21 protein-coding genes are annotated in these 24,802 nt (G+C 68.1%); 12 read left to right on the plus strand and 9 right to left on the minus strand.

Annotation, left to right across the window (positions count from 1 at the left end; genetic code table 11):
• Nucleotides 1-88 precede the first annotated feature (88 nt).
• Nucleotides 89-1,360 (plus strand): tRNA (adenosine(37)-N6)-threonylcarbamoyltransferase complex dimerization subunit type 1 TsaB, encoded by a 1,272-nt coding sequence (gene tsaB, locus SB816_RS16905; protein ID WP_175142154.1) that lies wholly within the window; start codon nucleotides 89-91, stop codon nucleotides 1,358-1,360.
• Nucleotides 1,357-2,295 carry a uracil-DNA glycosylase gene (locus SB816_RS16910; protein ID WP_269875671.1) on the plus strand — a complete coding sequence of 313 codons (939 nt, stop codon included), beginning with the start codon at nucleotides 1,357-1,359 and terminating at the stop codon, nucleotides 2,293-2,295. The genes tsaB and SB816_RS16910 overlap by 4 nt, the downstream gene beginning before the upstream one ends.
• Before the next feature lie 66 nt (nucleotides 2,296-2,361).
• Here the strand turns inward: SB816_RS16910 and lplT are convergent, their stop codons facing one another.
• Entirely contained in the window at nucleotides 2,362-3,678 is a 1,317-nt protein-coding gene (gene lplT, locus SB816_RS16915) for a lysophospholipid transporter LplT (protein WP_054501592.1), read from the minus strand.
• Between the two features lie 313 nt (nucleotides 3,679-3,991).
• Here lplT and smc point away from each other — a divergent pair, with 313 nt between their 5' ends.
• Genes smc through ligA form a run of 3 tightly spaced genes read left to right on the plus strand, consistent with a single transcriptional unit; the run spans nucleotide 3,992 to nucleotide 10,738 of the window.
• Nucleotides 3,992-7,525 (plus strand): chromosome segregation protein SMC, encoded by a 3,534-nt coding sequence (gene smc, locus SB816_RS16920; protein ID WP_395757469.1) that lies wholly within the window; start codon nucleotides 3,992-3,994, stop codon nucleotides 7,523-7,525.
• A gap of 46 nt (nucleotides 7,526-7,571) precedes the next feature.
• Entirely contained in the window at nucleotides 7,572-8,636 is a 1,065-nt protein-coding gene (locus SB816_RS16925; protein WP_054501590.1) for a cell division protein ZipA C-terminal FtsZ-binding domain-containing protein, read from the plus strand.
• On the plus strand, nucleotides 8,636-10,738 hold the full coding sequence (gene ligA, locus SB816_RS16930; protein WP_410547312.1) for an NAD-dependent DNA ligase LigA: 2,103 nt from the start codon (nucleotides 8,636-8,638) through the stop codon (nucleotides 10,736-10,738). Before SB816_RS16925 ends, ligA begins: the two co-directional genes overlap by 1 nt.
• Nucleotides 10,739-10,920: 182 nt before the next feature.
• Here ligA and SB816_RS16935 read toward each other — a convergent pair whose 3' ends face one another.
• The 4 genes from SB816_RS16935 to msrB all read right to left on the minus strand — a co-directional run bounded on the left by SB816_RS16935 (nucleotide 10,921) and on the right by msrB (nucleotide 13,010).
• The gene (locus SB816_RS16935) at nucleotides 10,921-11,697 is read right to left on the minus strand and encodes a peptidylprolyl isomerase (protein ID WP_054501588.1); all 777 of its coding nucleotides are present in this window, start codon (nucleotides 11,695-11,697) and stop codon (nucleotides 10,921-10,923) included.
• Between the two features lie 17 nt (nucleotides 11,698-11,714).
• A complete protein-coding gene (locus SB816_RS16940) occupies nucleotides 11,715-11,984 on the minus strand; it encodes a BolA family protein (protein ID WP_081273555.1) in 270 nt (89 codons plus the stop codon).
• A 70-nt stretch (nucleotides 11,985-12,054) separates the two neighbouring features.
• Nucleotides 12,055-12,615 (minus strand): septation protein A, encoded by a 561-nt coding sequence (locus SB816_RS16945; RefSeq protein ID WP_054501586.1) that lies wholly within the window; start codon nucleotides 12,613-12,615, stop codon nucleotides 12,055-12,057.
• Nucleotides 12,612-13,010, minus strand: a complete 399-nt coding sequence (gene msrB, locus SB816_RS16950) for a peptide-methionine (R)-S-oxide reductase MsrB (RefSeq protein WP_054501585.1) — start codon at nucleotides 13,008-13,010, stop codon at nucleotides 12,612-12,614. Before msrB ends, SB816_RS16945 begins: the two co-directional genes overlap by 4 nt.
• 52 nt (nucleotides 13,011-13,062) lie before the next feature.
• Between msrB and SB816_RS16955 the strand changes: the two genes are divergently transcribed.
• The 7 genes from SB816_RS16955 to SB816_RS16985 all read left to right on the plus strand — a co-directional run bounded on the left by SB816_RS16955 (nucleotide 13,063) and on the right by SB816_RS16985 (nucleotide 20,130).
• Nucleotides 13,063-13,740 carry an energy-coupling factor ABC transporter ATP-binding protein gene (locus SB816_RS16955; protein WP_054501584.1) on the plus strand — a complete coding sequence of 226 codons (678 nt, stop codon included), beginning with the start codon at nucleotides 13,063-13,065 and terminating at the stop codon, nucleotides 13,738-13,740.
• Nucleotides 13,737-14,333 (plus strand): energy-coupling factor transporter transmembrane component T family protein, encoded by a 597-nt coding sequence (locus SB816_RS16960; protein ID WP_054501583.1) that lies wholly within the window; start codon nucleotides 13,737-13,739, stop codon nucleotides 14,331-14,333. Before SB816_RS16955 ends, SB816_RS16960 begins: the two co-directional genes overlap by 4 nt.
• A gap of 53 nt (nucleotides 14,334-14,386) precedes the next feature.
• Nucleotides 14,387-14,944 (plus strand): biotin transporter BioY, encoded by a 558-nt coding sequence (locus SB816_RS16965; protein WP_054501582.1) that lies wholly within the window; start codon nucleotides 14,387-14,389, stop codon nucleotides 14,942-14,944.
• 249 nt (nucleotides 14,945-15,193) lie between these two features.
• Nucleotides 15,194-16,357, plus strand: a complete 1,164-nt coding sequence (locus SB816_RS16970; RefSeq protein ID WP_006389246.1) for an ABC transporter substrate-binding protein — start codon at nucleotides 15,194-15,196, stop codon at nucleotides 16,355-16,357.
• A gap of 130 nt (nucleotides 16,358-16,487) precedes the next feature.
• Nucleotides 16,488-17,525 (plus strand): branched-chain amino acid ABC transporter permease, encoded by a 1,038-nt coding sequence (locus tag SB816_RS16975; RefSeq protein WP_026382592.1) that lies wholly within the window; start codon nucleotides 16,488-16,490, stop codon nucleotides 17,523-17,525.
• A 5-nt stretch (nucleotides 17,526-17,530) separates the two neighbouring features.
• On the plus strand, nucleotides 17,531-19,369 hold the full coding sequence (locus SB816_RS16980) for an ABC transporter permease subunit (RefSeq protein ID WP_020924721.1): 1,839 nt from the start codon (nucleotides 17,531-17,533) through the stop codon (nucleotides 19,367-19,369).
• Nucleotides 19,366-20,130, plus strand: coding sequence for an ABC transporter ATP-binding protein (locus tag SB816_RS16985; RefSeq protein ID WP_006389249.1), 765 nt, complete (start codon nucleotides 19,366-19,368; stop codon nucleotides 20,128-20,130). Before SB816_RS16980 ends, SB816_RS16985 begins: the two co-directional genes overlap by 4 nt.
• Before the next feature lie 22 nt (nucleotides 20,131-20,152).
• Here SB816_RS16985 and SB816_RS16990 read toward each other — a convergent pair whose 3' ends face one another.
• The 4 genes from SB816_RS16990 to SB816_RS17005 form a co-directional block, all read right to left on the minus strand.
• On the minus strand, nucleotides 20,153-20,560 hold the full coding sequence (locus SB816_RS16990) for an ASCH domain-containing protein (protein ID WP_175190260.1): 408 nt from the start codon (nucleotides 20,558-20,560) through the stop codon (nucleotides 20,153-20,155).
• Nucleotides 20,557-22,707 carry a phosphocholine-specific phospholipase C gene (locus SB816_RS16995; RefSeq protein WP_144654955.1) on the minus strand — a complete coding sequence of 717 codons (2,151 nt, stop codon included), beginning with the start codon at nucleotides 22,705-22,707 and terminating at the stop codon, nucleotides 20,557-20,559. The genes SB816_RS16990 and SB816_RS16995 overlap by 4 nt, the downstream gene beginning before the upstream one ends.
• Before the next feature lie 80 nt (nucleotides 22,708-22,787).
• The gene (locus tag SB816_RS17000) at nucleotides 22,788-23,633 is read right to left on the minus strand and encodes a branched-chain amino acid aminotransferase (RefSeq protein ID WP_049072102.1); all 846 of its coding nucleotides are present in this window, start codon (nucleotides 23,631-23,633) and stop codon (nucleotides 22,788-22,790) included.
• A gap of 75 nt (nucleotides 23,634-23,708) precedes the next feature.
• Nucleotides 23,709-24,719 (minus strand): ABC transporter substrate-binding protein, encoded by a 1,011-nt coding sequence (locus tag SB816_RS17005; RefSeq protein WP_336235867.1) that lies wholly within the window; start codon nucleotides 24,717-24,719, stop codon nucleotides 23,709-23,711.
• Nucleotides 24,720-24,802 lie beyond the last annotated feature (83 nt).

Below are 24,802 nucleotides of genomic sequence, written 5' to 3' on the forward strand. Positions count from 1 at the left end.
TTCACAAGATATTACACATTGCGAACCATGGTTGAAATCCCCCTTACATACGGGGGGAATGCCCCGGTATTTCGTACAATCTGCATCTATGGAACTAAACCTGCTGGCTCTTGAAACCTCTTCGTCGCGTTGCGGCGTGGCCCTTTTGCGCGTGTCCGATGGGCGGCTGGAGGTTGCCGTCCGCGAACACGAGGGCTCCCAGGAGCATGCGGAACGCCTCCTGCCGATGGCCAACGAGCTACTGGCCGAGGCCGGCCTGGCGCCCGCCGCGCTGCACGCGGTGGCGTTCGGCCAGGGGCCCGGCGGCTTCACGGGATTGCGCGTGGCCTGCGGCGTGGCCCAGGGCATGGCCATGGGCCTGGGCATCCCGGTATTGCCGGTGGTCTCGCACCAGGCCGTGGCCGCGCAGGCAGGCGGCGGGCCGGACGACGCCATCGTGGTGGCGCTGGACGCCCGCATGAATGAAGTCTATCTGGCGGTGTACCGTCAGGGCGCCAGCCCGACGGGCGAGCCCGCCTGGGACACCCTGCAGGCGCCGCTGCTGATCGCGGCCGCCGAGGTGGTCCCCTGGACGGCGCATCACCTGCCGGCCTGGTCGCGCTCCGCCGGGCAGCCGCTGCGGGCGCTGCTGGCGGGCGACGCCTGGGATGCTTACGCTGGCGAAATGACGATTCCCGCCGGCTGGCGCCGCGCCGCCGAGGCGCGGCGGCCCGAGGCCGCCAGCGTGGCGCGCCTGGCGCGCCTGGCCTGGCAGCGCGGTGAAACCGTGCCCCCGGAGCTGGCCGCGCCGCTGTACGTGCGCGACAAGGTTGCCTTCACCACGGCCGAACGCCTGCGCGGCGAGGGCGGCAATCCCAAGGCGCAGTCGACGCTGGCGCCGGTCTGCCCGCAACCGCTGACCGACGCGGATCTGGACGAGGTCGTGGCTCTGGAGGCCAACGTCCAGGCCTTCCCCTGGACCCGCGGCAATTTCACCGACGCGCTGGCCGCCGGCTATGGCGCGTGGACGCTGCGGCGCGCGGGCCGGGTGGCGGGTTTCTGCATCCTGATGTTCGCCCCCGACGTGGCCCATCTGTTGGTGATCGCCGTGGCCCGAGACCTGCATCGGCAGGGGCTGGGCAGCGTGTTGCTCGACTGGTGCGAGCAGCAGGCGCGCGAGCGCGGCCTTGAAGGCGTGTTGCTGGAAGTGCGTCCCTCCAATGTGTCGGCCGTCGAGTTCTACAAGGCTCGCGGCTACCTGCAGATCGGTCTGCGACGCGGTTATTACCCGGCCGAGAAGGGCGGACGCGAGGATGCGCTGGTGATGCAGAAGCGCGTGGATGCGCCTGTCGCCGCAGCGTCCGCGGGAGCGTCGGCGTGACGGCGCCCAATACCGTGCCGGCCTCGTCCGCGCCCCGCGTCAATCCGCTGCAGCGCCTGTGGCTGCGCGAGCTGGGCATGGAGCGCCTGTGGTTGCGGCCGACGCCGCAGCCGGTGGCCGCGCCCGCGCCGCAGGTCGTTGTTTCCAAAAAAGATTCCCCGGCGGTCGAACAGGCCGGCCGGGCTGTGGCGCCCGCGCCGGCGCGCGACGTTGCCGCGCCGCCGCCGCCGGCAGTGGCGCAGGCCCAGGCGCCCGCCGCCCGGCCAGCCGGCCCGGGACCGGGCCTGCGCAATGGTCCGCCGCCGAAGCCGGTCCCCAAGGCGGCGGTCGAAGAGGCCGCGCCGGTGGTCATTCCGGTCGCCGAAGCGGTCAAGAATGCCAACCTGGATGAATTGCGCGAGCAGGTGCTGGCCTGCACCGCCTGTGGCCTGTGCGGCGGCCGGCGCCACGCGGTGTTCGGCCACGGCGGCCAGCCCACGCGTTGGCTGGTGGTGGGCGAGGCGCCGGGCGAGCAGGAAGATCGGCAGGGCCAGCCCTTCGTTGGCCGCTCCGGACAATTGCTGGATGCCATGCTGTCCGCCGTCGGCATGAGCCGCGAGCGCGATGTCTTCATCGCCAATGTGATCAAGTGCCGTCCGCCGGGCAACCGCAATCCCAAGCCCGAGGAAATCGCCGCCTGCAGTCCCTACCTGATGCGCCAGATCGCGCTGCTCAAGCCCGAACGCATCCTGGTGCTGGGCCGCTTTGCCGCCCAGACGCTGCTGGGCACGGACGCCACCATCGGCAGCCTGCGCGGTCGCGTGCACCAGATGAAAACGGACGAGGGGCGCGAAATTCCGGTGGTGGTGAGCTATCACCCGGCCTACCTGCTGCGCAGCCCGGCCGAGAAGGCGCGGGCCTGGCAGGACCTGAAATTGGCGGCCCGGCAGTCATAGGCCCGCGATGTCGCACAGACCCGGGGGGCGCCGGGCCGGGGCCGCGCGGACGGCCCGCCGTCGGATTCAGCGGGTGTGCGAGTCCAGCGCGTGACCGTGGCCTTCCTGGCCGATCTGGTCGTGCAGTTCGGGATTGGCCGCCAGGTTGCGCTTGCTCCAGCGCATGAATACCACCATCAGCACGGCCACCACGGTGCCGAAGATCACGATGATGATGTTGATGGGCAGTTGCAGCCATAGCAGCAGCGTGTACACGGCCACCATCAGCAGGATGTTGAGCTGCTCGTTGAAGTTCTGCACGGCGATCGAGTGGCCGGCCGACAGCAGCACGTGGCCGCGATGCTGCAGCAGGGCGTTCATCGGCACCACGAAAAAGCCCGCCAGCCCGCCGGTCAGCAACAGCAGCAGGTAGACGCTCCAGGGCGAATAGACCAGCGGCATCAGCAGCACCACCAGGCCCATGGCCGCGCCCACCGGCAGCACCGATAGCGCGCGGCGCAGCGGAATGCGGCCGGCCAGGATCGAACCCACCACGGTGCCCAGGGCGGCCACGCCCATCAGCATGGAGGCCTTGTCGAGCTGGTAGCCCAGGTGGCTGCGGCCCCATTCGATGACGATCAACTGCAGCGTGGCGCCGGCGCCCCAGAACAGGGTGGTGACGGCCAGCGAGATCTGGCCCAGCTTGTCCTTCCAGAGGACGCGGACGTAGCCCCAGAAGGTGCCCATCAGCTTGATGGGGTTCTTCTGCTGCGGCGGATAGCGCACGTGGGTGTGCGGGATCAGCAGGTTGCACAGCGCTGCCAGCAGGTAGACGAAGGCGATCACCAGGATGGCCGCCTCGGCCGGGGTGTGCACCAGCTTGCCGATGAAGGAATGTTGCAGCAGTGCCGTTGAGACGGTGTTGGAGATCAGCAGGCCGCCGAGCACGGTGCCCAGGATGATGGAGAAGACGGTCAGGCCCTCGATCCAGCTATTGCCCTTGACCAGCATGCTGGGGGGCAGCATTTCGGTGACGATCCCGTACTTGGCGGGGGAGTAGGCGGCGGCGCCGATGCCGACCACGGCGTAGGCCGCGCAGACCAGATAGGTCTGGTATTCAGGCGCCACGCCGATGCTGGCGTAAGAGAACATCAGCAGGCAGCCGGCCACCTTCAGGGCGTTGGTCGAGAACATCACGCGGCCCTTGGGGTACGAGTCGGCGATGGCGCCGACGAAGGCCGCCAGCACCACGTAGGCCAGCGCGAAGGACCATTTCATGATCGGGGCCAGCCAGTCGGGGCCGTGCAGTTCCTGTATCAGGGCGATCGCGGCGATGAATAGCGCGTTGTCCGCCAATGACGAGAAGGCCTGCGCGGCCATGACCAGATAGAAACCTCGTTTCAAGAATGTCCCCGTACTTTGACCTGAGCCCGGTCGGTCTGCGTGAAAATTATGCGTCTTGCGAAAAAGTGTCAGCGAGTATAGCCCGTGCCAGGGGGAGGGCTATTCAGCGTTTGCCCGCGGGTTGCGGCGGATCAGTCGCGCGCCCGCCGAAGGGGCGGGCAGTCCCCGGCTTGACCTTTGCTCACGTTTGGGGACAGACTGCCTGCGGTATCATACGACCCATACGCAAGCCGGCCCTACACGGGCCGGTTTGCAATCTGTGCGGCAGGTCCGTTAACGCCTTTCGTTCAACCCACCCCGTCGTCATCGTACTGTGCGTCTTACTCAGCTCAAACTCGCCGGCTTCAAGTCCTTCGTCGATCCCACCGTGATTCCCGTGCCCAGCCAGTTGGTGGGCGTGGTGGGCCCCAATGGCTGCGGCAAATCGAACATCATCGACGCGGTGCGTTGGGTGCTCGGCGAGGCCAAGGCCTCGGAGCTGCGCGGCGAGTCTATGCAGGACGTCATTTTCAACGGCTCGGGCAACCGCAAGCCGGCGGCCCGCGCGTCGGTCGAAATGGTGTTCGACAACAGTGAAGGCCGCGCGGCCGGGCAATGGAGCACCTACGCCGAGATCGCGGTGCGCCGCGTGCTGACCCGCGACGGCACCAGCAGCTACTTCGTCAATAACCAGCAGGTCCGCCGCCGGGACATCCACGACATCTTCCTGGGCACCGGCCTGGGCGCGCGTGGCTATGCCATCATCGGCCAGGGCATGATCAACCGCCTGATCGAGGCGCGCCCCGAGGAACTGCGGGTGTTCCTGGAAGAGGCTGCCGGCGTGTCGCGCTATAAAGAGCGCCGCCGCGAGACCGAAAACCGCCTGTCCGACACCCGCGAGAACCTGACCCGCGTCGAGGACATCCTGCGCGAACTGAACAGCCAACTGGAAAAGCTGGAGGCGCAGGCCGAGGTCGCCACCCGCTACCGCGAGCTGCAGGCCGATGGCGAAAAGAAGCAGCACGCGCTGTGGTTCCTGAAGGAAACTGGCGCGCGCGAAGAGCGCGCCAGGAAAGCCCAGGAAATGGCCCAGGCCCAGAACGAGCTGGAAGCCGCCATCGCCGGCCTGCGGGCCGGCGAGGCCGCGCTCGAATCCCGGCGCCAGGCCCATTACGCCGCCAGCGACGCCGTCCACACCGCCCAGGGCGCCCTGTACGAGGCCAACGCCCAGGTCAGCCGGCTGGAGGCTGAAATCCGCCACGTGGTGGATTCCCGCAACCGCCTGCAGGCCCGCCGCGATCAGTTGCAGCAGCAGATCGCCGAATGGACCAGCCAACGCGAACACTGCACCGAGCAGATCGCGCAGGCCGAGGAAGACCTGGCCGCCGGCGCCGCCCGCACCGAAGAGGCGCGCGCCGCCGCCGAGGATGCCCAGGCGGCGTTGCCGGCGGTCGAGCAGCGCGTGCGCGAGGCTGCGTCCGGTCGCGACGAAATGCGAGCCGCGCTGGCCCGGGTGGAGCAGAACCTGGCCCTGGTGGCACAGACCCAGCGCGACGCCGACCGCCAGATGCAGGCCCTGGAGCAGCGCCGCGAGCGCCTGCAGCAGGAACTGCGCGAATTGCACAGCCCCGATCCGGCGCGCCTGGAACAACTGGCCGGCGACCGCCTCGCCGGCGAAGACCAGCTCGAGGAGGCGCAGGAAGCGCTGGCGACCCTCGAAGCCCAGGTCCCGGACGCTGATGCCGAGCGCAGCCGCGCCCAGGCCGCCGCCCAGACCGAAGCGCAGAACCTGGCGCGCCTGGAAGCCCGTCTGTCGGCGCTGGTGAAACTGCAGGAAGACGTGCAGAAGCAGGGCGCGCTGGAGCCTTGGCTGGCCAAGCACGAGCTGGCCGGCCTGCCGCGCCTGTGGCAGAAGCTGCATATCGAACCGGGCTGGGAAACCGCCCTGGAAGCCGCCCTGCGCGAGCGCATGGCGTCCCTCGAGGTGCGCAGCCTGGACTGGGCCCGCGCCTTTTCCGAGGACGCGCCGCCCGCCCGCCTGGCCTTCTACCAATTGCCGGTCGCTGCCCCGGCGCCGGCGGCCCCCGCCGGGCTGACGCCGCTGGCCAGCCTGCTGCGCATCACCGACCCCGACCTGCGCACGCTGCTCAATGACTGGCTGGGCGGCATCTACACCGCCCCCGACCTGGCCCAGGCGCTGGCCACTCGCGCCACGCTGCCGGCCGGCGCCGCCTGCGTCGTCAAGTCGGGCCATCTGGTGGATGCGCACAGCGTACGCTTCTATGCCCCGGATTCCGAGCAGGCGGGCCTGCTGGCGCGCCAGCAGGAAATCGAAAACCTGCAACGCGAGATCAAGGCCCAGCAACTCATCACTGACCAGGCCCGCGCCGCCGTCGCCCGCGCCGAGGTGGCCTGGCAGCAGGTCAGCCAGGCTATCGCGCCGGCCCGCCAGCGGGTCGCCGAAGTCACCCGCCGGGTGCACGACATCCAACTGGAACACTCGCGCCTGCAGCAGCAGGCCGAGCAGTCCGGCCAGCACGCCGCGCGCCTGCGCCAGGACCTCGAAGAGATCTCTGCGCACGAGGAAGACCTGCGGGCCACCCGCGAAGAGGCCGAAGCCCGCTTCGAGGCGCTCGATGAAGAGCTGGCCGAGCACCAGTCGCGCTTTGCCGACGCCGAAATGGATGGCGAGACCCTGGCGGCCCAGGCCGAAGCCGCCCGCGCCCGCCTGCGCGAGCTCGAACGGGCCGCGCAGGAAGCCGAATTTGCCGAACGCGGCATCCAGGTCCGCATCACCGACCTGCAGCGCAACCGGCAACTGGCGGCCGACCAGAGCCAGCGTGGCGAGGTCGAGCTCGAGCAATTGCTGGCCGACCTGGTCGACCTGGATGCCTCGGCCTCCCAGGCCGGCCTGCAGGATGCCCTGGAATTGCGCGCCGAGCGCGAAGAGGCGCTGTCGCGCGCCCGCCAGGAGATGGAAAACCTGGCGGCCCTGCTGCGCGGCGCCGACGAAGACCGCATGCAGCAGGAGCGCACGCTCGAACCGCGCCGCGCCCGTATCACCGAGCTGCAGTTGCAGGAGCAGGCGGCGCGCCTGGCCGAGGAGCAATTCACCGAACAGCTCAACGCCCGCGAGGTCGACCGCGAGGCCCTGGCCCAGGACCTGGCCAACCAGCCCGACGAATGGCGCCGCGCGAGCTGGCTGCAATCGGAAGTCACTCGCATCTCGCGCCAGATCGAAGCGCTGGGCTCGGTCAACCTGGCCGCGCTGGACGAACTGAACACCTCGCGCGAGCGCAAGGGCTTCCTGGACGATCAACACCAGGACCTCATGACCGCCATCGAGACCCTGGAAGACGCGATCCGCAAGATCGACCGCGAAACGCGCGACCTGCTGCAAGAGACCTTCAACGTCGTCAACGGCCACTTCGGCGAGCTGTTCCCCAAGCTGTTCGGGGGCGGCGAAGCCAAGCTGACCATGACCGGCGAGGAAATCCTCGACGCCGGCGTGCAGGTCATGGCGCAGCCGCCGGGCAAGCGCAACAGCACCATCCACCTGCTGTCGGGCGGCGAAAAGGCGTTGACCGCCACCGCGCTGGTGTTCGCGCTGTTCAAGCTGAACCCCGCGCCGTTCTGCCTGCTGGATGAGGTGGACGCGCCGCTGGACGACGCCAACACCGAGCGCTACGCCAACCTGGTCGCCAACATGAGCGAGCAGACCCAGTTCCTGTTCATCTCGCACAACAAGATCGCGATGCAGATGGCCAAGCAACTGATCGGCGTCACCATGCAAGAGCAGGGGGTTTCGCGTATCGTTGCGGTAGACATAGATTCGGCCGTCCAGATGATGGCCTCCGAAGCGGCATAAACCCAATATTCAGAATGGCGCCGGCTTCATGGCGCGGGATTTACACATGAGTGATTTGCAGATCGGGCTGATTGCCCTGGGCGTCTTGCTGATACTGCTGGTGCTGGGCTTCAACTGGTGGCAGGACCGCCGCGTCCGCCGCAAGATGCAAAGCCATTTCCCCACCTCCGAGCAGGATCCGCTGCTGGGGGCGGGGGCGGCCAACGCCGCGGGCGGCGCGCCGGTGCGCCGCGAGCCGGGCATGGGCGACGCCCCCAAGGCGCACCCCGAGCAGCCGCGGCCGGTCGACCCGGGCAGCGATGCCGATGACACCGAGGAACCCGATCCCGCCTGCGAGGTGGTCATCGAGATCAACTTCGCCGAGCCGGTGCGCGGCGCCGACCTGCTGCCCTACATGCAGAGCCTGCGCCAGGTGGGCCGCAAGCCCATGCGCGTGTTCGCCGAGACCGACCAGCGTCGTCACCGCGCGCGCGTGCACACCGGGGAGTCTTATGCCTCGATGCAGCTTGCCGTGCTGCTGGCCAACCGCAGCGGTCCCCTGACCGCGATCGAATGGTCGCAGGCATGGGCCCGCGCCCAGGACATGGCCGAGCGCTTCGACGCCACCATCGAAGGCCCCGACCAGCAAGCCGTGCTGGAACAGGCCGCGCGCCTGGACGATACCTGCGCCGCGCTGGATACCCAGGTTGGCCTGACGTTGCTGCTGGGCGCCGCCCAGCCTGCCGCCGAGGTGCTGAGCGTCGCCCGCGACGCCGGCTTCGTCGCCGATGGCAACCGTCTGGCCTGGCCGGCGGAGAATGGCGTGGCCCGCTTCACCCTGGCGCGCGCCGACGGCGCCGCCTTCGACGCCGGCATGGGCGGTATCGAGCGCCTGTACCTGTTGCTCGATGTGCCTTGCAGCCCGGCCGACAGCCGCGCCTTTGGCCGCATGGTCGACGTGGGCCGCGAGCTCGCCGCCCGCCTGCGCGCCGATCTGGTCGATGACCAGGGCAAGCCACTGGCCGATGGCTCGGAAAGCGTCATCGACGAACGGCTGCAGGTGCTGTTCGGCCAGTTGGAGCAGGCCGGCCTGCCCGCAGGCAGCGAGCGCGCGCAGCGGGTGTTTGCATAATGAGCAAGGCCGGAGGGACCCCCGCGGCGGAAACCGCGGCGCGCCTGCGCGCGGAAATCGAGCAGCACAACGTCCGCTATTACGTCTACGACGACCCGTCGATCTCGGATGCCGAGTACGACCGGCTGATGCGAGAGCTGCAGGACCTGGAAGCCGCGCATCCGGAACTGGTCACGCCCGAATCGCCCACGCAGCGGGTCGGCGCGGCGCCGGTTTCGGCCTTCGGCAGCGTGCGCCATGCGGTGCCGATGTTGTCGCTGGGCAATGCCTTCGACGAAGAGGACGTGGTGGCATTCGACCGCCGCGTTACCGACACGCTGCGCGGCGCCGGCCTGCTGGGCCCGGCGCAGCAGGCGGAATATTTCTGTGAATTGAAGCTCGACGGCCTGGCGATCAGCCTGCGCTACGAGGACGGCCGGCTGGTCCAGGCAGCCACGCGGGGCGACGGCCAGACGGGCGAGGACGTCACTTCCAACATCCGCACGATCAAGGCGATCCCGCTGCAGTTGAGCGGTCCGGCGCCCAAGGTGCTGGAAGTCCGCGGCGAAGTGCTGATGAACCGCGCCGATTTCGAGAAGCTCAACGCGGCGCAGGCCAAGCGCGACGAAAAAGTCTTCGTCAACCCGCGCAACGCGGCGGCTGGCAGCCTGCGCCAGCTCGACCCGCGCATCACCGCCAAGCGGCCTCTGCGCTTTTTCGCCTACGGCTGGGGCGAGGTGCAGGGCCTGCCGGGCAGCCAGAGCGGCCTGTTCGACGAGGCGCCGGCCGGCGCGGCGGAGGCCGCCGCCACCCTGCCCGAGAAATCGCACGGCGCCATGCTCGATTGGTTGGCCGCGCTCGGCCTGCCCGTCAACGTCAAGCACAACCATCGCGCCACCGGCGCCGAGGGCCTGATGGCCTTCTACGCCAAGGTCGGCGCCTTGCGCCCCGAGCTGCCCTACGACATCGACGGTGTGGTCTACAAGGTGGATTCGCTGCCGGCGCAGAAGTTGCTGGGTTTCGTGGCGCGGGCGCCGCGCTTCGCCCTGGCGCATAAATTTCCGGCCGAGGAGGCCACCACCACGCTGTTGGACATCGAGGTGCAGGTCGGCCGCACCGGCGCGATCACGCCGGTGGCGCGGCTCAAGCCGGTGTTCGTCGGCGGCGTGACCGTCACCAACGCCACGCTGCACAACGAAGACGAGATCCGCCGCAAGGACGTGCGCATCGGTGACGCCGTCATCGTGCGGCGCGCGGGCGACGTCATCCCGGAGGTGGTGGGGGCCGTGCTCGAAAAACGTCCCGCCGACGCGCGCGAGTTCGTCATGCCCAAGGCCTGCCCGGTCTGTGGCTCGGCGATCGAGCGCCTGGAGGATGAGACCATCGCCCGCTGCACCGGCGGCCTGTTCTGCGCCGCGCAGCGCAAGCAGACCCTGTGGCATGCCGCCAGCCGCAAGGCGCTCGACATCGAGGGCCTGGGCGAGAAACTGGTGGAACAACTGGTGGACAGCGGCCGCGTCAAGTCGCTGGCCGACCTGTTCAGCCTGCGTCCGCTCGAGCTGGTGGGGCTGGACCGCATGGGCCAGAAGTCGGCCGACAATCTGGTCGCGGCCATCGACAAGGCCCGCGCGCCGGCGCTGGGACGCCTGCTGTTCGCGCTGGGCATCCGCCACGTTGGCGAGACCACGGCGCGCGACGTCGCGCGGCATTTTGGCAGCATCGAAGCCATCATGGATGCCGACGAGGATGCGCTGTCCTCGGTGCCTGACGTGGGGCCGGTGGTGGCGGGTTCGATCCGCCGCTTTTTTGCCGAGCAGCACAACCGTGACGTGATCGACCAGCTCAAGGCGCAGGGAGTGCATCCGGTGGCCGAAGCCGTGCCGCAGGACACCACGCTGGCAGGCAAGACCTTCGTGCTGACCGGCACGCTGCCCAATTGGACCCGCGAGGAAGCGTCCATGCGCATCCAGGCCGCGGGCGGCAAGGTCAGCGGCTCCGTGTCCAAGAAGACCGCCTATCTGGTGGCGGGCGAAGACGCCGGCAGCAAGCTCACCAAGGCCCAGGAATTGGGCGTTACGGTGTTGGATGAGGATGCGCTGAAGGCGTTGCTGGGCGTGTCCTGATCGCGCCGGGGCCGCACGCCGGCCCGTTCCCCCGCTCTGTCAAACAGGCCGCCCGCCCTTGGCGCACGGCCTGTTTTCATTTCCGGCCCGGTCGCCACGATGCCATGTCGACATCTGCGGGAAAAAAAACTGCCCGCGCAGGGCGGGCAGTTTTTTCGGGGGGAAGACGGAAGACGCCAGATTTACTGGATCTTGGCCTTTTCGCGCAGTTCCTTCTGGTAGTCGGCCAGGGTTTGCTGGCGCAGCATTTCTTCCAGTTGCGGACGGACCTGGTCCAGCGGCGGGAATTCGACCGGGCGGGTGTCGTCGACCATGATGATGTGCCAGCCGAACTGGGTCTGCACCGGCTTGTCGACCAGTTGGCCCTTCTTGAGCTGGGTCACGGCCTGGGCGAACGGCTGGACGTAGTTGGTGGGAGGGGCCCAACCCAGGTCGCCACCCTTTTCGGCGCTGCCGGGATCCTTGGAGTTCTTCTTGGCCAGGTCGTCGAACTTGCCCTTGTTGCTCTTCAACTGGGCCAGCAGGTCGTTGGCGGTTTTTTCGTCTTCGACCAGGATGTGACGGACCTTGTATTCCATCTTGCCGGCCTGTTCTTTCTTGATCTTCTCGTATTCAGCCGTGACCTTGGCGTCCGACACCGGGTGCTTGGCCAGGTAGTCGGCCATCAGGGCGCGGACCAGGATGCCCTGGCGGGCCAGTTCGATTTCGGTCTGGACGTCGGCCTGCTTGGCGATGCCGCCGGCTTCGGCCGCTTGCACGAAGACCTGGCGGTTGATCATTTCCTGCTTGACCTGTTCACGCAACTGGGGCGAATCGGTGGCGCCCTGGCTGACCAGCAGCTTGACGAATTGATCCAGGCTCTTCTGCGGAATGGCCTTGCCGTTGACGGTGGCGACGTTCTGGGCAAAAGCGGGCACGGCGATGACGCAGGCGGCGGCCAGCATGACGATGCGTTTCATGAATATCCTTTTACTTTCTATTTGGGAGCCTGGGCGTCTAGCGCAAGCGCATGAATCGGATAGGGGATCAAATCTTGCAAATGATGATACACCAGCCGATGTCGCGCCACGGGGTTCAGTCCTGCAAAACAGGGCGCCACGATGTGCACGCGATAATGGCCGGCGCCGTTTTTACTGCCTTCGTGACCGGCATGCAAATGCGATTCGTCCTGGATCTCGAGGGAAACCGGTTCCAGGATGGCCAGGCGCTCCCGGATCAGGGTGATGCGGTCGGTGGTCTCTGACATGGGGTCGATCGTAAAGTTCCGGCGCGCCGGGGGCGCGCCGTGTGGGGAAAGATGCCTCGGCGCCGCGGCGTCAGGCCTTGGGCGGAGTGGAGTCGTCAGCCTGGATATGCTTGCCCAGCCAGAGGGACTGGCCGATGACGAAGACGATCATCAGGCCCATCAGGCCGAAGGCCTTGAAGCTGACCCACTGGGATTCGGTGAAATGCCCCGAAAACGCCACGTAGAGATTGATGGCGCCGGCGAACAGGAAAAAACCAGCCCAGATCAGATTGAGCTTGTCCCAGGCAGCGTCTGGAAGCTGGATCTGTTTTTCCATGAGGCGGCGGATCAGGTTGCGGCCGAACAGCAGGCGGGCGAATACCAGCGCGCCACCGAACAGCCAGTACAGCACCGTCGGCTTCCATTTGATGAAGACGTCGCTGTGCAGCCAGATGGTGGCGCCGCCGAACACCAGGATCACGGTCAGGTTGATCCAGTGCATGGCTTCGGTCGGCCGGCCGGTGACCTTGAGCCAGACGATCTGCAGCACCGCCGCCGCCATGGCCACGCCGGTCGCCACGAAGATATCCGTGAAGCGGTAGGCCAGGAAGAAAAGAAACAGCGGAAAGAGGTCGAACAGGAACTTCTTCATTCTTCTATGGGTTCGAACGTCATCGACAGGGAATTGATGCAGTAGCGCAGGCCGGTGGGCTCGGGGCCGTCGGGGAAGACGTGGCCCAGGTGCGAATCGCAGACGTTGCACAGCACCTCGGTGCGCACCATGCCATGCGAGGTGTCGCGCTCCTCGCGCACCAGTTCCGGGTCGAGCGCCTGGAAATAGCTGGGCCAGCCACAGCCGGCGTCGAACTTGGTGTCCGACGCGAACAGCGCCGTGCCACAGCCCACGCAGCGGTAGATGCCCGGGGTGAAGGTATTCCAGTAGCGCCCGGTGAACGCGCGTTCGGTACCCTTTTGGCGGGTGACGACGTATTCTTCCGGGGACAACTGGGCCCGCCATTCGGCGTCGGTTTTGCGTACTTTGTCCATATCAGCTCTTGGAGTCCCGATGCCCGAAATGGTTCGGGCATAATCCCGCCCCATGTTAATCGAGTTTGACCAGGCGATTGTATCGACGCCCCAGGCGGAAGTGTTGCGCGGGGTGAGCGTGGCGCTGGGCGGACGCCGGGTCGGCATCGTCGGCCCCAACGGCGCCGGCAAGAGCACGCTGGCGCGGCTGGTCAACGGGCTGGTGCTGCCGACCTCCGGCAGCGTGCGCGTCGGCGGCCTGGACACCCGGCATGAACTGAAGGCGGTGCGCCGCCAGGTGGGTTTCGTGTTCCAGAACCCCGAGAACCAGATCGTTTTTCCGATCGTGCGCGAGGACCTGGCGTTCGGCCTGAAGCACCTTGAGCCCGACCGCGCGCAACGCGAGGCCCGCATCGAGGCCGCGCTGGGCGCCCTGGGCGTGGCGCACCTGGCGGATCGCACCAGCCACACGCTGTCCGGCGGCGAGCGCCAGTTGGTGGCGCTGGCGGCGGTGCTGGTGATGCGGCCCGGGCTGGTGGTGTTCGACGAACCCACCACCCAGCTCGACCTGCGCAACCGCAATCGGGTGCGCGACGCCATCGCCGCCATGCCGCAGGACGCGATCGTGGTCAGCCACGACCTGGCGCTGCTGGAAGATTTCGAGCGGGTGCTGGTGATCCAGGATGGCACCATCGCCGCCGACGACGAGCCGGCCGCCGCGCTGCGCTGGTACCGGAATCACTGCGCGTGATCGAACCCCTATATATTCCCGGCGACTCGCCACTGCACCGGCTGCCCGCCGGCCTGAAGCTGCTGGCGCTGGCCGCGGCCGGCGCCGGATTGTTCCTGGTGCGCGATCCCGCCCTCCTGGCGGGCGCCTGCGCGGTCGCCGGCCTGCTGCTGTGGTGCGCCGGCGCCACGCCCGGCGGCGTCTGGCGCCAGGTGCGCGGCCTGGTCTGGGTGTTGCTGGCCGTCGGCGCCTTCACGGCCTGGTTCCAGGGCTGGCGCGAGGCGTTGACGGTGCTCTTGCGCATCGCGGCGATGGTCGGCCTGGCACTGGCGGTGACGCTGTCGACCCGCAGTTCGGACCTGATCGCCGTGTGTGAACGGGTGCTGATGCCGTTGCAGCGCGTCGGCCTGCTGGACGCCGGCAAGGTGTCGCTGGCGTTGGCGCTGGCGTTGCGCTTCGTGCCGGAGATCTGGCGCAATTTCCACGAGATCCGCGAGGCCCAGGCGGCGCGCGGACTGGGTGCCAACCCGGTGGCGCTGATCGTGCCGCTGGTGGTGCTGACGTTGAAGCGCGCGCAGGAAGTGGCCGAGGCCATCGACGCCCGCAGCGTGTGACTGTCCAACCTCATCCCTGATTCCCTGTCCCACTAGATAGAAAGGGCATTGCCATGAAATCCAATAACACCGTGCTGGTGGCACTGTTCGCCGCGCTGATCGTGGTGCTGAGCCTGATTCCGCCGATCCCGCTGCCGGGCATTCCGGTGCCGATCACGCTGCAGACACTGGGCGCGATGCTGGCCGGCGCCATGCTGGGGCCCGGGCGCGGCGCGCTCGCCTGCCTGCTGTATCTGGCGTTGGCGGCCATCGGCCTGCCGGTGCTGCCGGGCGGGCGCGGCGGCCTGGGCGCGTTCTTCGGGCCGACCGGCGGCTTCCTGGTGGGGCTGGTGGCGGGCGCGTTCGTGACCGGCTGGCTTGCGCGTCGCCTGACGGGCAGGGCGGCGGGATTCGGCGGCCAACTGGCCGGCTGCGCCATCGCCTGCGTCCTCGGCGGCATCGTGGTGGTCTATGCGTTCGGCGTGCCATGGCTGGCGACGGTCACCAAGATGGGGCTGGCCAAGGCCGCGGTGGCGGTGGCGGTATTCGTGCCGGGCGACCTGATCAAGGCCGCGCTGGCGGCGTGGGTGGCGACGCGGGTCGAACGGGTGTGGCCGATGCGCGGCCGCTGAACGTCGCGCCGGCGGGCCCTGTCCAAGGGAATCCCCCAACTGACGCCCGCGAGCCTTTCAAGTACAAGTTCGCCATTAACGAATGCGTTTGCTGAATTGTGGTTTCTGTAGCACGTCAGGGATTTACCGTAGTTGCGCGAAGTCATCTGATACTGTTTTAACCCTATAATATTTTTTTCTGTATAACTTTAACTAGGCTCGCTTCCGCCTCGTCCGGGGCAAAAAAAGAGCCACCACAGGAGACAAAACATGCGCAAGCACTTCGGCTTGTCCGCGGCCGCCGCCGCCGTTGCCCTGACCCTGCCGCTGCTGGCCAGCGCCCAGGTCAAGGTGGGTGTGACGGTGTCCAGCACCGGCCCCGCCGCATCGCTGGGCATCCCCGAGCGCAACACGGTCGCGCTGCTGCCCAAGGAAGTGGCGGGCCAGAAGATCGAGTGGATCGTCCTGGACGACGCCACCGACACGACCCAAGCCGTCAAGAACTCGCGCAAGCTGGCGTCCGACGACAAGGTCGACGTGCTGATCGGCACGTCGGTCACGCCGGGCTCGCTGGCCATGGTGGACGTGGCCGCCGAAGCCAAGGTGCCGATGATCAGCGTGGCCGCCAGCGCCAAGATCGTCGAACCCGTGGACGACAAGCGCCGCTGGGTCTTCAAGACCCCGCAGAACGACGCCCTGATGGCCGGCGCGCTGGCCGACGCCATGTCCAAGTCCAAGGTCAAGACGCTGGGCTTCATCGGCTTTGCCGACGCCTATGGCGACGGCTGGCTGGACGTGATGCAGAAGGCCGCCAAGGCCAAGGGCATCGAGATCGTCTCCATCGAAAAATATAGCCGCACCGACACCAGCGTCACGGGCCAGGTGCTCAAGCTGATCGGCGCCAAGCCCGACGCCATCCTGATCGCCGGCGCCGGCACCCCGTCCGCGCTGCCGCAAAAGGAACTGAAGGCCCGCAACTACGGCGGCACCATCTACCAGACCCACGGCGCCGCCAACAACGACGTGCTGCGCGTCTGCGGCAAGGACTGCGACGGCATGTACCTGCCCGCCGGCCCGCTGCTGGTCGCGGCCCAGCTGCCCGACAGCAACCCGGTCAAGAAGTCGGCGCTGGCCTACGTCGAGACCTACGAGAAGGCAAACGGCGCCGGCTCGACCAACACCTTTGGCGGCCACATGTGGGATGCCGGCCAATTGGTGGTGGCGGCCTTGCCCGCGGCCCTGAAGACGGGCGCCAAGCCGGGCACGCCGGAATTCCGCGCTGCCATGCGCGACGCCCTGGAAAACGTCAAGGACCTGGCCGCCTCGCAAGGCGTGTTCAACATGTCGCCGACGGACCACGCCGGCTTCGACGAGCGTTCGCGCGTCATCGTCAAGGTCGAAGGCGGCAAGTGGGTCTACCAGCCCGGCCTGTAATCTCCCTGGATTGCCCGATCCAAGGGCGCCCCTTGCGGGCGCCCCATGCTTCGCACCGGCCTCTCCGGCCGGTGTGTCGTATCAGTGTTCCGGGCGGGGTCGGAACACCAAGAATCAATAAGGTTGTTAGATGGATTCCTCAATTGCGCTGATTCTGCTGCAAGACGGTATCGTCAACGGCGCCATCTATGCCCTGCTGGGCATGGCGCTGGTGCTGGTGTTCGCCGTTACGCGCGTCATTTTCATTCCCCAGGGCGAGTTCGTGGCGTTCGGCGCCCTGACGCTCGCGATGCTGGTGGACGGCAAGGTGCCCGGCACCGCCTATCTCCTGCCGCTGCTGGGCGTGGTGTGCCTGGCGCTCGAGCTGCTGCGCGCGCTGCGGACCCGCAGCGCGGCTGGCCTGCCCAAGGCCGTGTTGACCTGTCTCGTCGTGCCGCTCGCGTTGCTGTGGCTGACGACCACTTATACCGCCGCAGGCAATTCGCTGTGGCTCAACATGCTGCTGACGCTGCTGCTGGTGATCCCGATGGGCCCGATGGTCTATCGCATCGTCTACCAGCCGCTGGCCGAGGCCACCGTGCTGGTGCTGCTGATCGTGTCGGTGGCGGTGCACTTCGCGCTGACCGGCCTGGCCCTGGTGTTCTTCGGCGCCGAAGGCTGGCGCACGCCCGCGTTCGTGAGCGGCCAGGTCGACCTGGGCTTCACCACCTGGTCGGCGCAGAGCCTGTTCGTGGTCGCGACCTGCGCGCTGCTGATCATCGCGCTGTGGCTGTTCTTCGGCAAGACGCTGTACGGCCGCGCGCTGCGCGCCACCGCCGTCAACCGCCGCGGCGCGCGCCTGGTGGGTATCAGCACCACCATGTCGGGCAGCCTGACCTTCACGCTGGCCACCGCCATCGGCGCCATGTCCGGCATGCTGATCGCGCCCATCACCACGGTCTACTACGACACGGGCTTCCTGATCGGTCTGAAGGGCTTTGTCGGCGCGATCATCGGCGGCCTGGCCAGCTACCCCGTGGCGGCCGCCGGCTCGCTGCTGGTGGGCGTGCTGGAATCGTTCTCGTCCTTCTGGGCCAGCGCCTACAAGGAAGTGATCGTCTTCACCTTGATTATCCCGGTTCTGGTCTGGCGTTCGTTCAGCACCCATCACGTGGACGAAGAGGAGTAAACGCCATGAACCGCATTCTGCTTGTCGTCTTCATCGTCGTCCTGGCGGGGCTGCCGCTCTTGCCGGTCACGCCCGAGTTCTGGGTGACGCAACTGAACTACATCGGGCTGGCCAGCCTGGTGGTGCTTGGGCTGGTGCTGCTGACCGGCGTCGGCGGCCTGACCTCGTTCGGCCAGGCCGCGTTCGTCGGCCTGGGCGCGTACACCACCGCCTATCTGACCACGCAATACGACGTGTCGCCCTGGCTGGCGCTGCCCGCCGGCCTGATCCTGACCGCCGTGGTGGCGTACCTGCTGGGCGCGATCACGCTGCGCCTGTCGGGCCACTACCTGCCGCTGGGCACCATCGCCTGGGGCCTGTCGCTGTACTTCCTGTTCGGCAACCTGGACTGGCTGGGCAAGCATGACGGCATCGCCGGCATCGAGCCCATCAGCATCTTCGGCATGTCGCTGGCCAGCGGCCGCCACATCTACTACCTGATCTGGGTGTTCGTGCTGCTGGCGCTGTGGGCGACCCGCAACCTGCTGAACTCGCGTCCGGGCCGCGCCATCCGCGCGCTCAAGAGCGGCGCCGGCATGGCCGAGTCGATGGGCGTGAACACGGCCGCCTACAAGGTCGTGATCTTCGTCTGGGCCGCGCTGCTGGCCTGCGTCTCGGGCTGGCTCTACGCGCACATGCAGCGCGCCGTCAGCCCCAGCCCGTTCGGCATCAACTACGGCATCGAGTACCTGTTCATGGCCGTGGTCGGCGGCGCCGGCTACGTCTGGGGCGCGCTGCTCGGTTCCAGCGTCATCCTGGTGCTCAAGGACCAGTTGCAGAACCTGCTGCCCAAGCTGCTGGACACCAACGCCAACTTCGAGATGATCGTCTTCGGCGTGCTGCTGATCCTGATGCTGCAATACGCCCGCAACGGCCTCTGGCCGATCCTGGCGGGCTGGTGGGGCAGCCTCACCGGCGCCGACGGCTCGCGCCGCAACCTGGCGCCGCCCAAACCGGCGCCGGCGCTGCCGCTGCGCGCGCGGCCACAGGCCGGGCAGGTGGTGCTGGAAGTGGACGCCATCCGCAAGGAATTCGGCGGCCTGGTCGCCGTCAACGACATCAGCTTCAAGGTCCGCTCCGGCGAGATCATGGGCCTGATCGGCCCCAACGGCGCCGGCAAGAGCACCACCTTCAACCTGATCAGCGGCGTACTGCCGGTGACGCGCGGCAAGGTCACCTTCATGGGCGAGCGCATCGACAGCCGTTCGGCCCGCGAGATCGCCAAGCTGGGCGTGGGCCGCACCTTCCAGCACGTGCAGTTGCTGCCGGGCATGACGGTGCTGGAGAACGTCGCGCTGGGCGCGCACCTGCGTTCCGACGTGGGCGTGTGGGCGGGCGCCCTGCACACCGACCGCGCACGCGAGGCGCAACTGCTGCACGAGGCCGCCGAGCAGATCAAGCGCGTCGGCCTGGGCGAATACCTGTACGAACAAGCGGGCAACCTGGCGCTGGGCCAGCAACGCATCCTGGAAATCGCGCGGGCCCTGGCCAGCGATCCGGTGCTGCTGTTGCTGGACGAGCCGGCCGCCGGCCTGCGCTACAAGGAAAAGCAGGACCTGGCGCGCGTGCTGGAACAGTTGCGCGCCGAGGGCATGAGCATTCTGCTGGTGGAACACGACATGGATTTTGTGATGCGCCTGACCAACCACCTGGTGGTGATGGATTTCGGCACCAAGCTGGCCGAAGGCGTGCCGGCCGAGGTGCAACAGAACCCGGCGGTGCTGGAAGCCTACCTGGGCGGCATCGACGACGACCTGCCCGAAGCCGACCAGGCCAAGCCGGTGTCCGCGGGAGGCGTGCAATGACGACGTCCAAACCCGTTCTTGAAGTCAGCAACCTGTCGGCCCGCTACGGCAAGGTCGGCGCGCTGGCCGGCGCCACACTGACGGTTCCGGCCGGCAGCATCGTCACCGTGATCGGCGCCAACGGCGCCGGCAAGTCGACCATGCTGAACGCCATGATGGGCTCGCTGCCGCAGACCGGCCACGCGGCCGGCTCCGTGCAATACGCGGGCACCGATGTGTCGAGCTGGCCGGTCGAGCGCCGCGTCGCCGCCGGCATGTCGCTGGTGCCCGAGCGGCGCGAGCTGTTCGGCAGCATGTCGGTCGAAGACAACCTGCTGCTGGGCGGTTTCCGCCGCTACCGCGCCCGCGAAAGCGGCTGGCGCGACACGCTCAACGAAGTCTTCGACCTGTTCCCGCGCCTGCGCGAACGCCGCGCCCAGCAGGCCGGCACGCTCTCGGGCGGCGAGCGCCAGATGCTGGCGGTCGGCCGCGCGCTGATGGCCAAGCCGGCGCTGCTGATGCTGGACGAACCCAGCCTGGGCCTGGCGCCGCGCATCGTGCGCGAGATCTTCCACATCATCGCGCGCCTGCGCGAGACCGGCGTGGCGATCCTGCTGGTGGAACAGAACGCGCGCGCGGCGCTGCAGGTGGCCGACTACGGCTACGTGCTCGAGACCGGCGAAGTCATCCTGCATGGTCCGGCGCGCGAGCTGGCCGGCGATCCCAAGGTGATCGAGAGCTATCTCGGCCTGGGCAAGGGCGCGGAGCAGGCCGAGGCCTGATCTCCGCCGCGAGGCGGACGTGTCAGTCCGCCTCGCGTTCAAATACTTCGACCACCCGGAAGCGCTCGCACACCAGCAGCATGTCTGGCGCGTAGCCGCCATTGCGGTCGAAATAGGCGATGTGTCCGGTGCGCCAGACGTCGTAGGGGCCTTCACCCTCGGCCACGGCGAAGGCTTCGTCCACTTCGTCGAAGCGCTGGATCACGATGCTGATCGTCTCGATGGCGCAGGCCGGACGGCGGCGGCCATCCAGCACCACGTCGCGCCGGCCCGGCTCGGGCACCGGTTCCTTCTCGTCGAAGTCGCGCAGCGCGCCGCAGGTCGCGGTCTTGGCGCCCGACAACACCAATGCCAGCAATTCATCGGCCAGCTCGGGCGAATCGCCGAACTGGAAGGTCACGGCGTTCTCGTAAGGGGCGGGCGGTTTCATGCCGGCAGCGTCCAATGCAGAATCAATTCCTGGCCCATCGCGGGGTCGGAGGTGGAGGGAGCGCCGGTTTCGATGCGTCCTGCCAGGCGGCGCAGGAAGCCGGGCGCGTCGTCGGCGCGCACGCTGAAGTCGTACCAGCCGCCGCTGGCGGCCAGGTTCCAGGCCAGGGTGGCGCCGACGCCGGGCGCCAGTGCCGGCTCGTGGTGGCCGGCGTAGCCGTAGGCGTTGGCTTCGACCTGGAAGCCGCGCGGCAATGCGCCCGGGTTGTGCAGTTTCAGGCGCAGCGTCGGCCCGGAGGCATCGCAGATGGCCTCGACCGACAGCGGCTCGGCGTCCGCGTGCAGCCGGCCCGCGACATGACGATGGAAGCCATTGGGGCCAAGCAGCCAAAGATCGTAGCGGCCGTCGTTGCCCGTCACCGGCCAGTTGGCTTCCAGATGCTTGCCGGCCTCGAGGGTGTAGCGGCGCGGGCCGTCCTCCAGGCGCAGGCGGTCGTACACATGCAGCACGGCGCCGGCGGCGCCGCTGTTGTCCATGCGCAGCGCGATGCTGTCCTTGCCCGCGCTGGCCTGCACCGACAGCGCATAGGGCAGCGCGCGCGACGGCCGGGTGCCGGCCGCCTGCCGCGCCAGGGCGGGCCGTGCGGGCGCGGGCGGGGTGACGGTGCCCGGCAGCGCGGCGGCCTGGGCCGCGCGCGTGGCGGTGGCCGGCAGGCCACGGGTCAGGTCGGCCTCGTCGGGCGTGGCGAAATCGAAGATCGACGTCAGGTCGCCGCAGACGGCGCGGCGCCACGGCGAGATGTTGGGTTCGGCGACCCCGAAGCGGCGCTCGACGAAGCGCAGCACCGAGGTGTGGTCGAACACTTCCGAGTTGACCCAGCCGCCCTTGGTCCAGGGCGACAGCACGTACATCGGCACGCGCGGCCCCAGGCCGTAGACGCCGTGCAGGTGGGCGGCCGTATCGTCCTTTTCGGCGCCGGTGACGATCTCGTGGTATTCGCCGGCGGTGTCCACGGTGGACGCGCCCGCCAGCCGGCCGTCAGGGCCGCGCGAGGGAGGCGCCGGCGGCGGCATGTGGTCGAAAAAGCCGTCGTTCTCGTCGAACATCAGCAACAGGACGGTCTTGCTCCAGACCTCGGGATTGGCGGTCAGCGCGTCCAGCACCCTTGCCGTGTAGTCCGCGCCCTGCGCAGGGCTGGAAGGGCTGGGATGCTCGGAGCCGGCTTTGGTGGCGCAGATCCACGACACCTGCGGCAGCGTGCCATCCCGCACGTCCTGGCGCAGTTGGTCCAGGCTGCGCGTGGTCAACGCCTTGTCCTTGAGCGCGGCCAGCGAGCCCGGCACGCCGTGGTAGGCGTCGCGGTAGGCCTTGAAGCCCGCGGTCGGATTGAGCGAGTAGTTGTCCGCCATGTCCTGGTAGATGCGCCAGCGGATGCCGGCGCGTTCCAGCCGCTCGGGATAGGTGGTCCAGGTGTAGGCGCCGGCGGGATCGCCGCCGCCCAGCTTGTTGTAGGTGTTGCCCAGCGCCGGGCCGTGGCCGCGGCCCAGGCCGTCGTTGGTGCCGGTCCAGACGAACAGGCGGTTGGTGTTGGTGCCGCCGGTGAACGAACAGTGATAGGCGTCGCACACGGTGAAGGCGCGCGCCATGGCGTACTGGAACGGCATGTCCGCCTCGGTGTAGTACGCCATCGAATGGTTCTTTTTGGCGGCCGGCCACTGGCCCATGCGGCCGGCGTCCCAGGCGTCCTGGGCGTTGGACCAGGTGTGCGGGGTGCTGGCCACGCGCATGGCCTCGTAGTCCGCGCCGGTGTCGAGCCGGAATGGCAGTACGCTGCGCGGCGCGCCCTCGTCGGGGCGGCCGTTGTACTGCGCCCAGACCGTGCGGCGTTCGAAGTCGGGGCTGGCGGGCACCGGGATCGGAAAGCGGTCGCCGAAGCCGCGCACCCCGGCGAGGCCGCCGAAGTAGTGGTCGAACGACCGGTTCTCCTGCATGAAGATGACGATGTGTTCGACGTCTTCAATCGTGCCCTTGCGGCGGTTGGCGGGAATCGCCAATGCGCGGCGGATGGAGGCGGGCAGCAGCGCCAGGGCGCTGCCGGCGCCGGCGATCGCGGCGCCGCCGCGCAGGAACTCGCGTCGGGATTGCATGCTGGGTGTCCTTGCAGGGTATCCTTGTCACGCGGCGCCGCCCCGGTCGGGACGGCGCATTCCATGGCGCCGCGGGGCGCTTACTGCTTGCGGGTGCTTTCGGCGTAGTCCATGTACAGCTTGTGGGCGCGGCGCGCCAGCGGACCGTATTCCAGCTTGCGGTCTTCGACGCGGTTCACGTGCACCACCTTGCCGTAGTTGCCGGACGAGAAAACTTCATCGGCGGCCTCGATGTCGGCGCGCGTCAGGCTGCGTTCCTGCACCTCGACGCCGTCGGCCTTGAGCAACGCCAGCACGCGGCGGCGCGTGATGCCGTTCAGGAAGGTGCCGTTGTCCACCGGGGTCGAGACCACGCCGTCCTTGGCGATCCACAGGTTGCTGGAGGCGAACTCGGCGACATTGCCGGCGCCGTCCAGCATGATGGCGTTGTCGAAGCCCTTGTCCATCGCCTCGCGGATGGCGCGCTGGCCGTTGGGGTACAGGCACGAGGCCTTGGCGTCGGTCGGCGCCATGTTGGGCCAGGAACGCGCGAAGCTGGAGAAGCAGGCGGCAAAGCCCTGGTCGCCCGGCATCGGCACCTTGAACACGTGCAGCACGAACTGGGTCTTGTCGGCGTCGGGCAGCAGGAAGCCGTCGGCGCAGAAGAACATCGGCTTGATGTAGAGCTCGCTGCCCTCGGGGAACTTGGCCACCGCCTGCAGGCACAGCGCCTGGATTTCCTGCCAGGTGATCTGCGGCTTCATCAGCATCTTTTCGGCCGAGCGCACCACGCGCTGGCAATGCAGGTCCAGGTCGGGCGTCAGGCCGCGGAACGCGCGCGCGCCATCGAAGACCATGCTGGCCATCCAGAAGGCGTGGTCGGCGGGGCCGAGCAGTTTGGGGTTTTCAGGGGTCCAGTGACCGTTGTGCCAGAACAAGGCATCCATGATGGGTTTCCTTCGCGGGTATCGGGTGGCGCGACAATGGCGCCGAAACGTCAGGATACATGAGGCGCGGACCGCTTACTCCTTGTCCAGCGCCGCCTGCACCCGTTCGGCCGCATCGGCCGGCATCCATTGCCGCCAGACCGGTCCGTACTGCTTGAGGAAGTAGCGCGCGGCCTCCTCGGGTTCCTTGCCTTCGTTCTCGAGCCAACCGAGCGTGGCGTCGATGGCGTCGCTGGGAATGGTGAGCTTGGCCAGGAACGCGGCAAGCTGCGGCGCGTCCTTGGCAAAAGCGCTGTTCACGCCCGTCACCACGGGGTTCGGCTTGAACTCGGTGGCCACCGGCTTGGCGCACTTGGGATCGGTCAGGCAGGTATAGGCGGTCTGGTCGAAGGCCGGCAGTTCCAGCTTGACCAGGTCTAGCGCGCCGACCAGCGCGGTGGGCGTCCAGTAATAGAAGACGATGTCGCGCTTGCGCTTGTAGGCCGACAGGATGGCGGCCTTCTGCGCCGCGCCGGAACCGGGCGCGAACAGGCTGTAGTCGCGGTCCAGGCCGAGCGCGCGCAACAGGTTGTCGTTCAGCGTGCCACAGGCCCAGCCGGCGGGGCAGCCGTAGATGCGGCCGCGGCCCGGGTCTTCCGGGTCGGCGAAGACCTGCTTGAAGCGCGCCAGGTCCGCCGCCGATTTCAAGTCGGGATGGCGCTGCACGGTGTAGCGGGGCACGTACCAGCCTTCGCCGGCGTCGTAGACATGCCCCAGGCCCTGCACGCGGCCGCCGGCCAGCGCCTTCTTCCAGGCCATCTCGATCTGCCCCGGCCACACCTCCGGCGTGACGTCGACGTCGCCGCGCTGCAGGGCGGCCAGCATCGGCAGCGTTTCGCCGATCTCGACGCTGGTCTTGCAGCCGTAGCCGTGCTCCATCACGTAGCGCTCGATGCCGGCCAGCACCAGGTTGGATTCCCAGTTCAGGCCGCTGAAACGGACCGGGCGGTCGACCTCGCAGACCGGCTTGGCGGCGTGGGCCGCGGCGGGGGCGAGCAGGGCGGCGGACAGCGCCAGGGCGCCGGCGAGCAAAGGCTTCATGCGCATGATGGAGCACCTTTCTGATTGCGTGCCAGTCATTGTAAAGGCGCCATGCAATCGGGGCCGCGTTCAGCGGCCCCGAGGGTCAG

The sequence above is a fragment of the Achromobacter sp. SIMBA_011 genome (assembly GCF_046535435.1).
Lineage (GTDB): Bacteria > Pseudomonadota > Gammaproteobacteria > Burkholderiales > Burkholderiaceae_B > Achromobacter > Achromobacter dolens.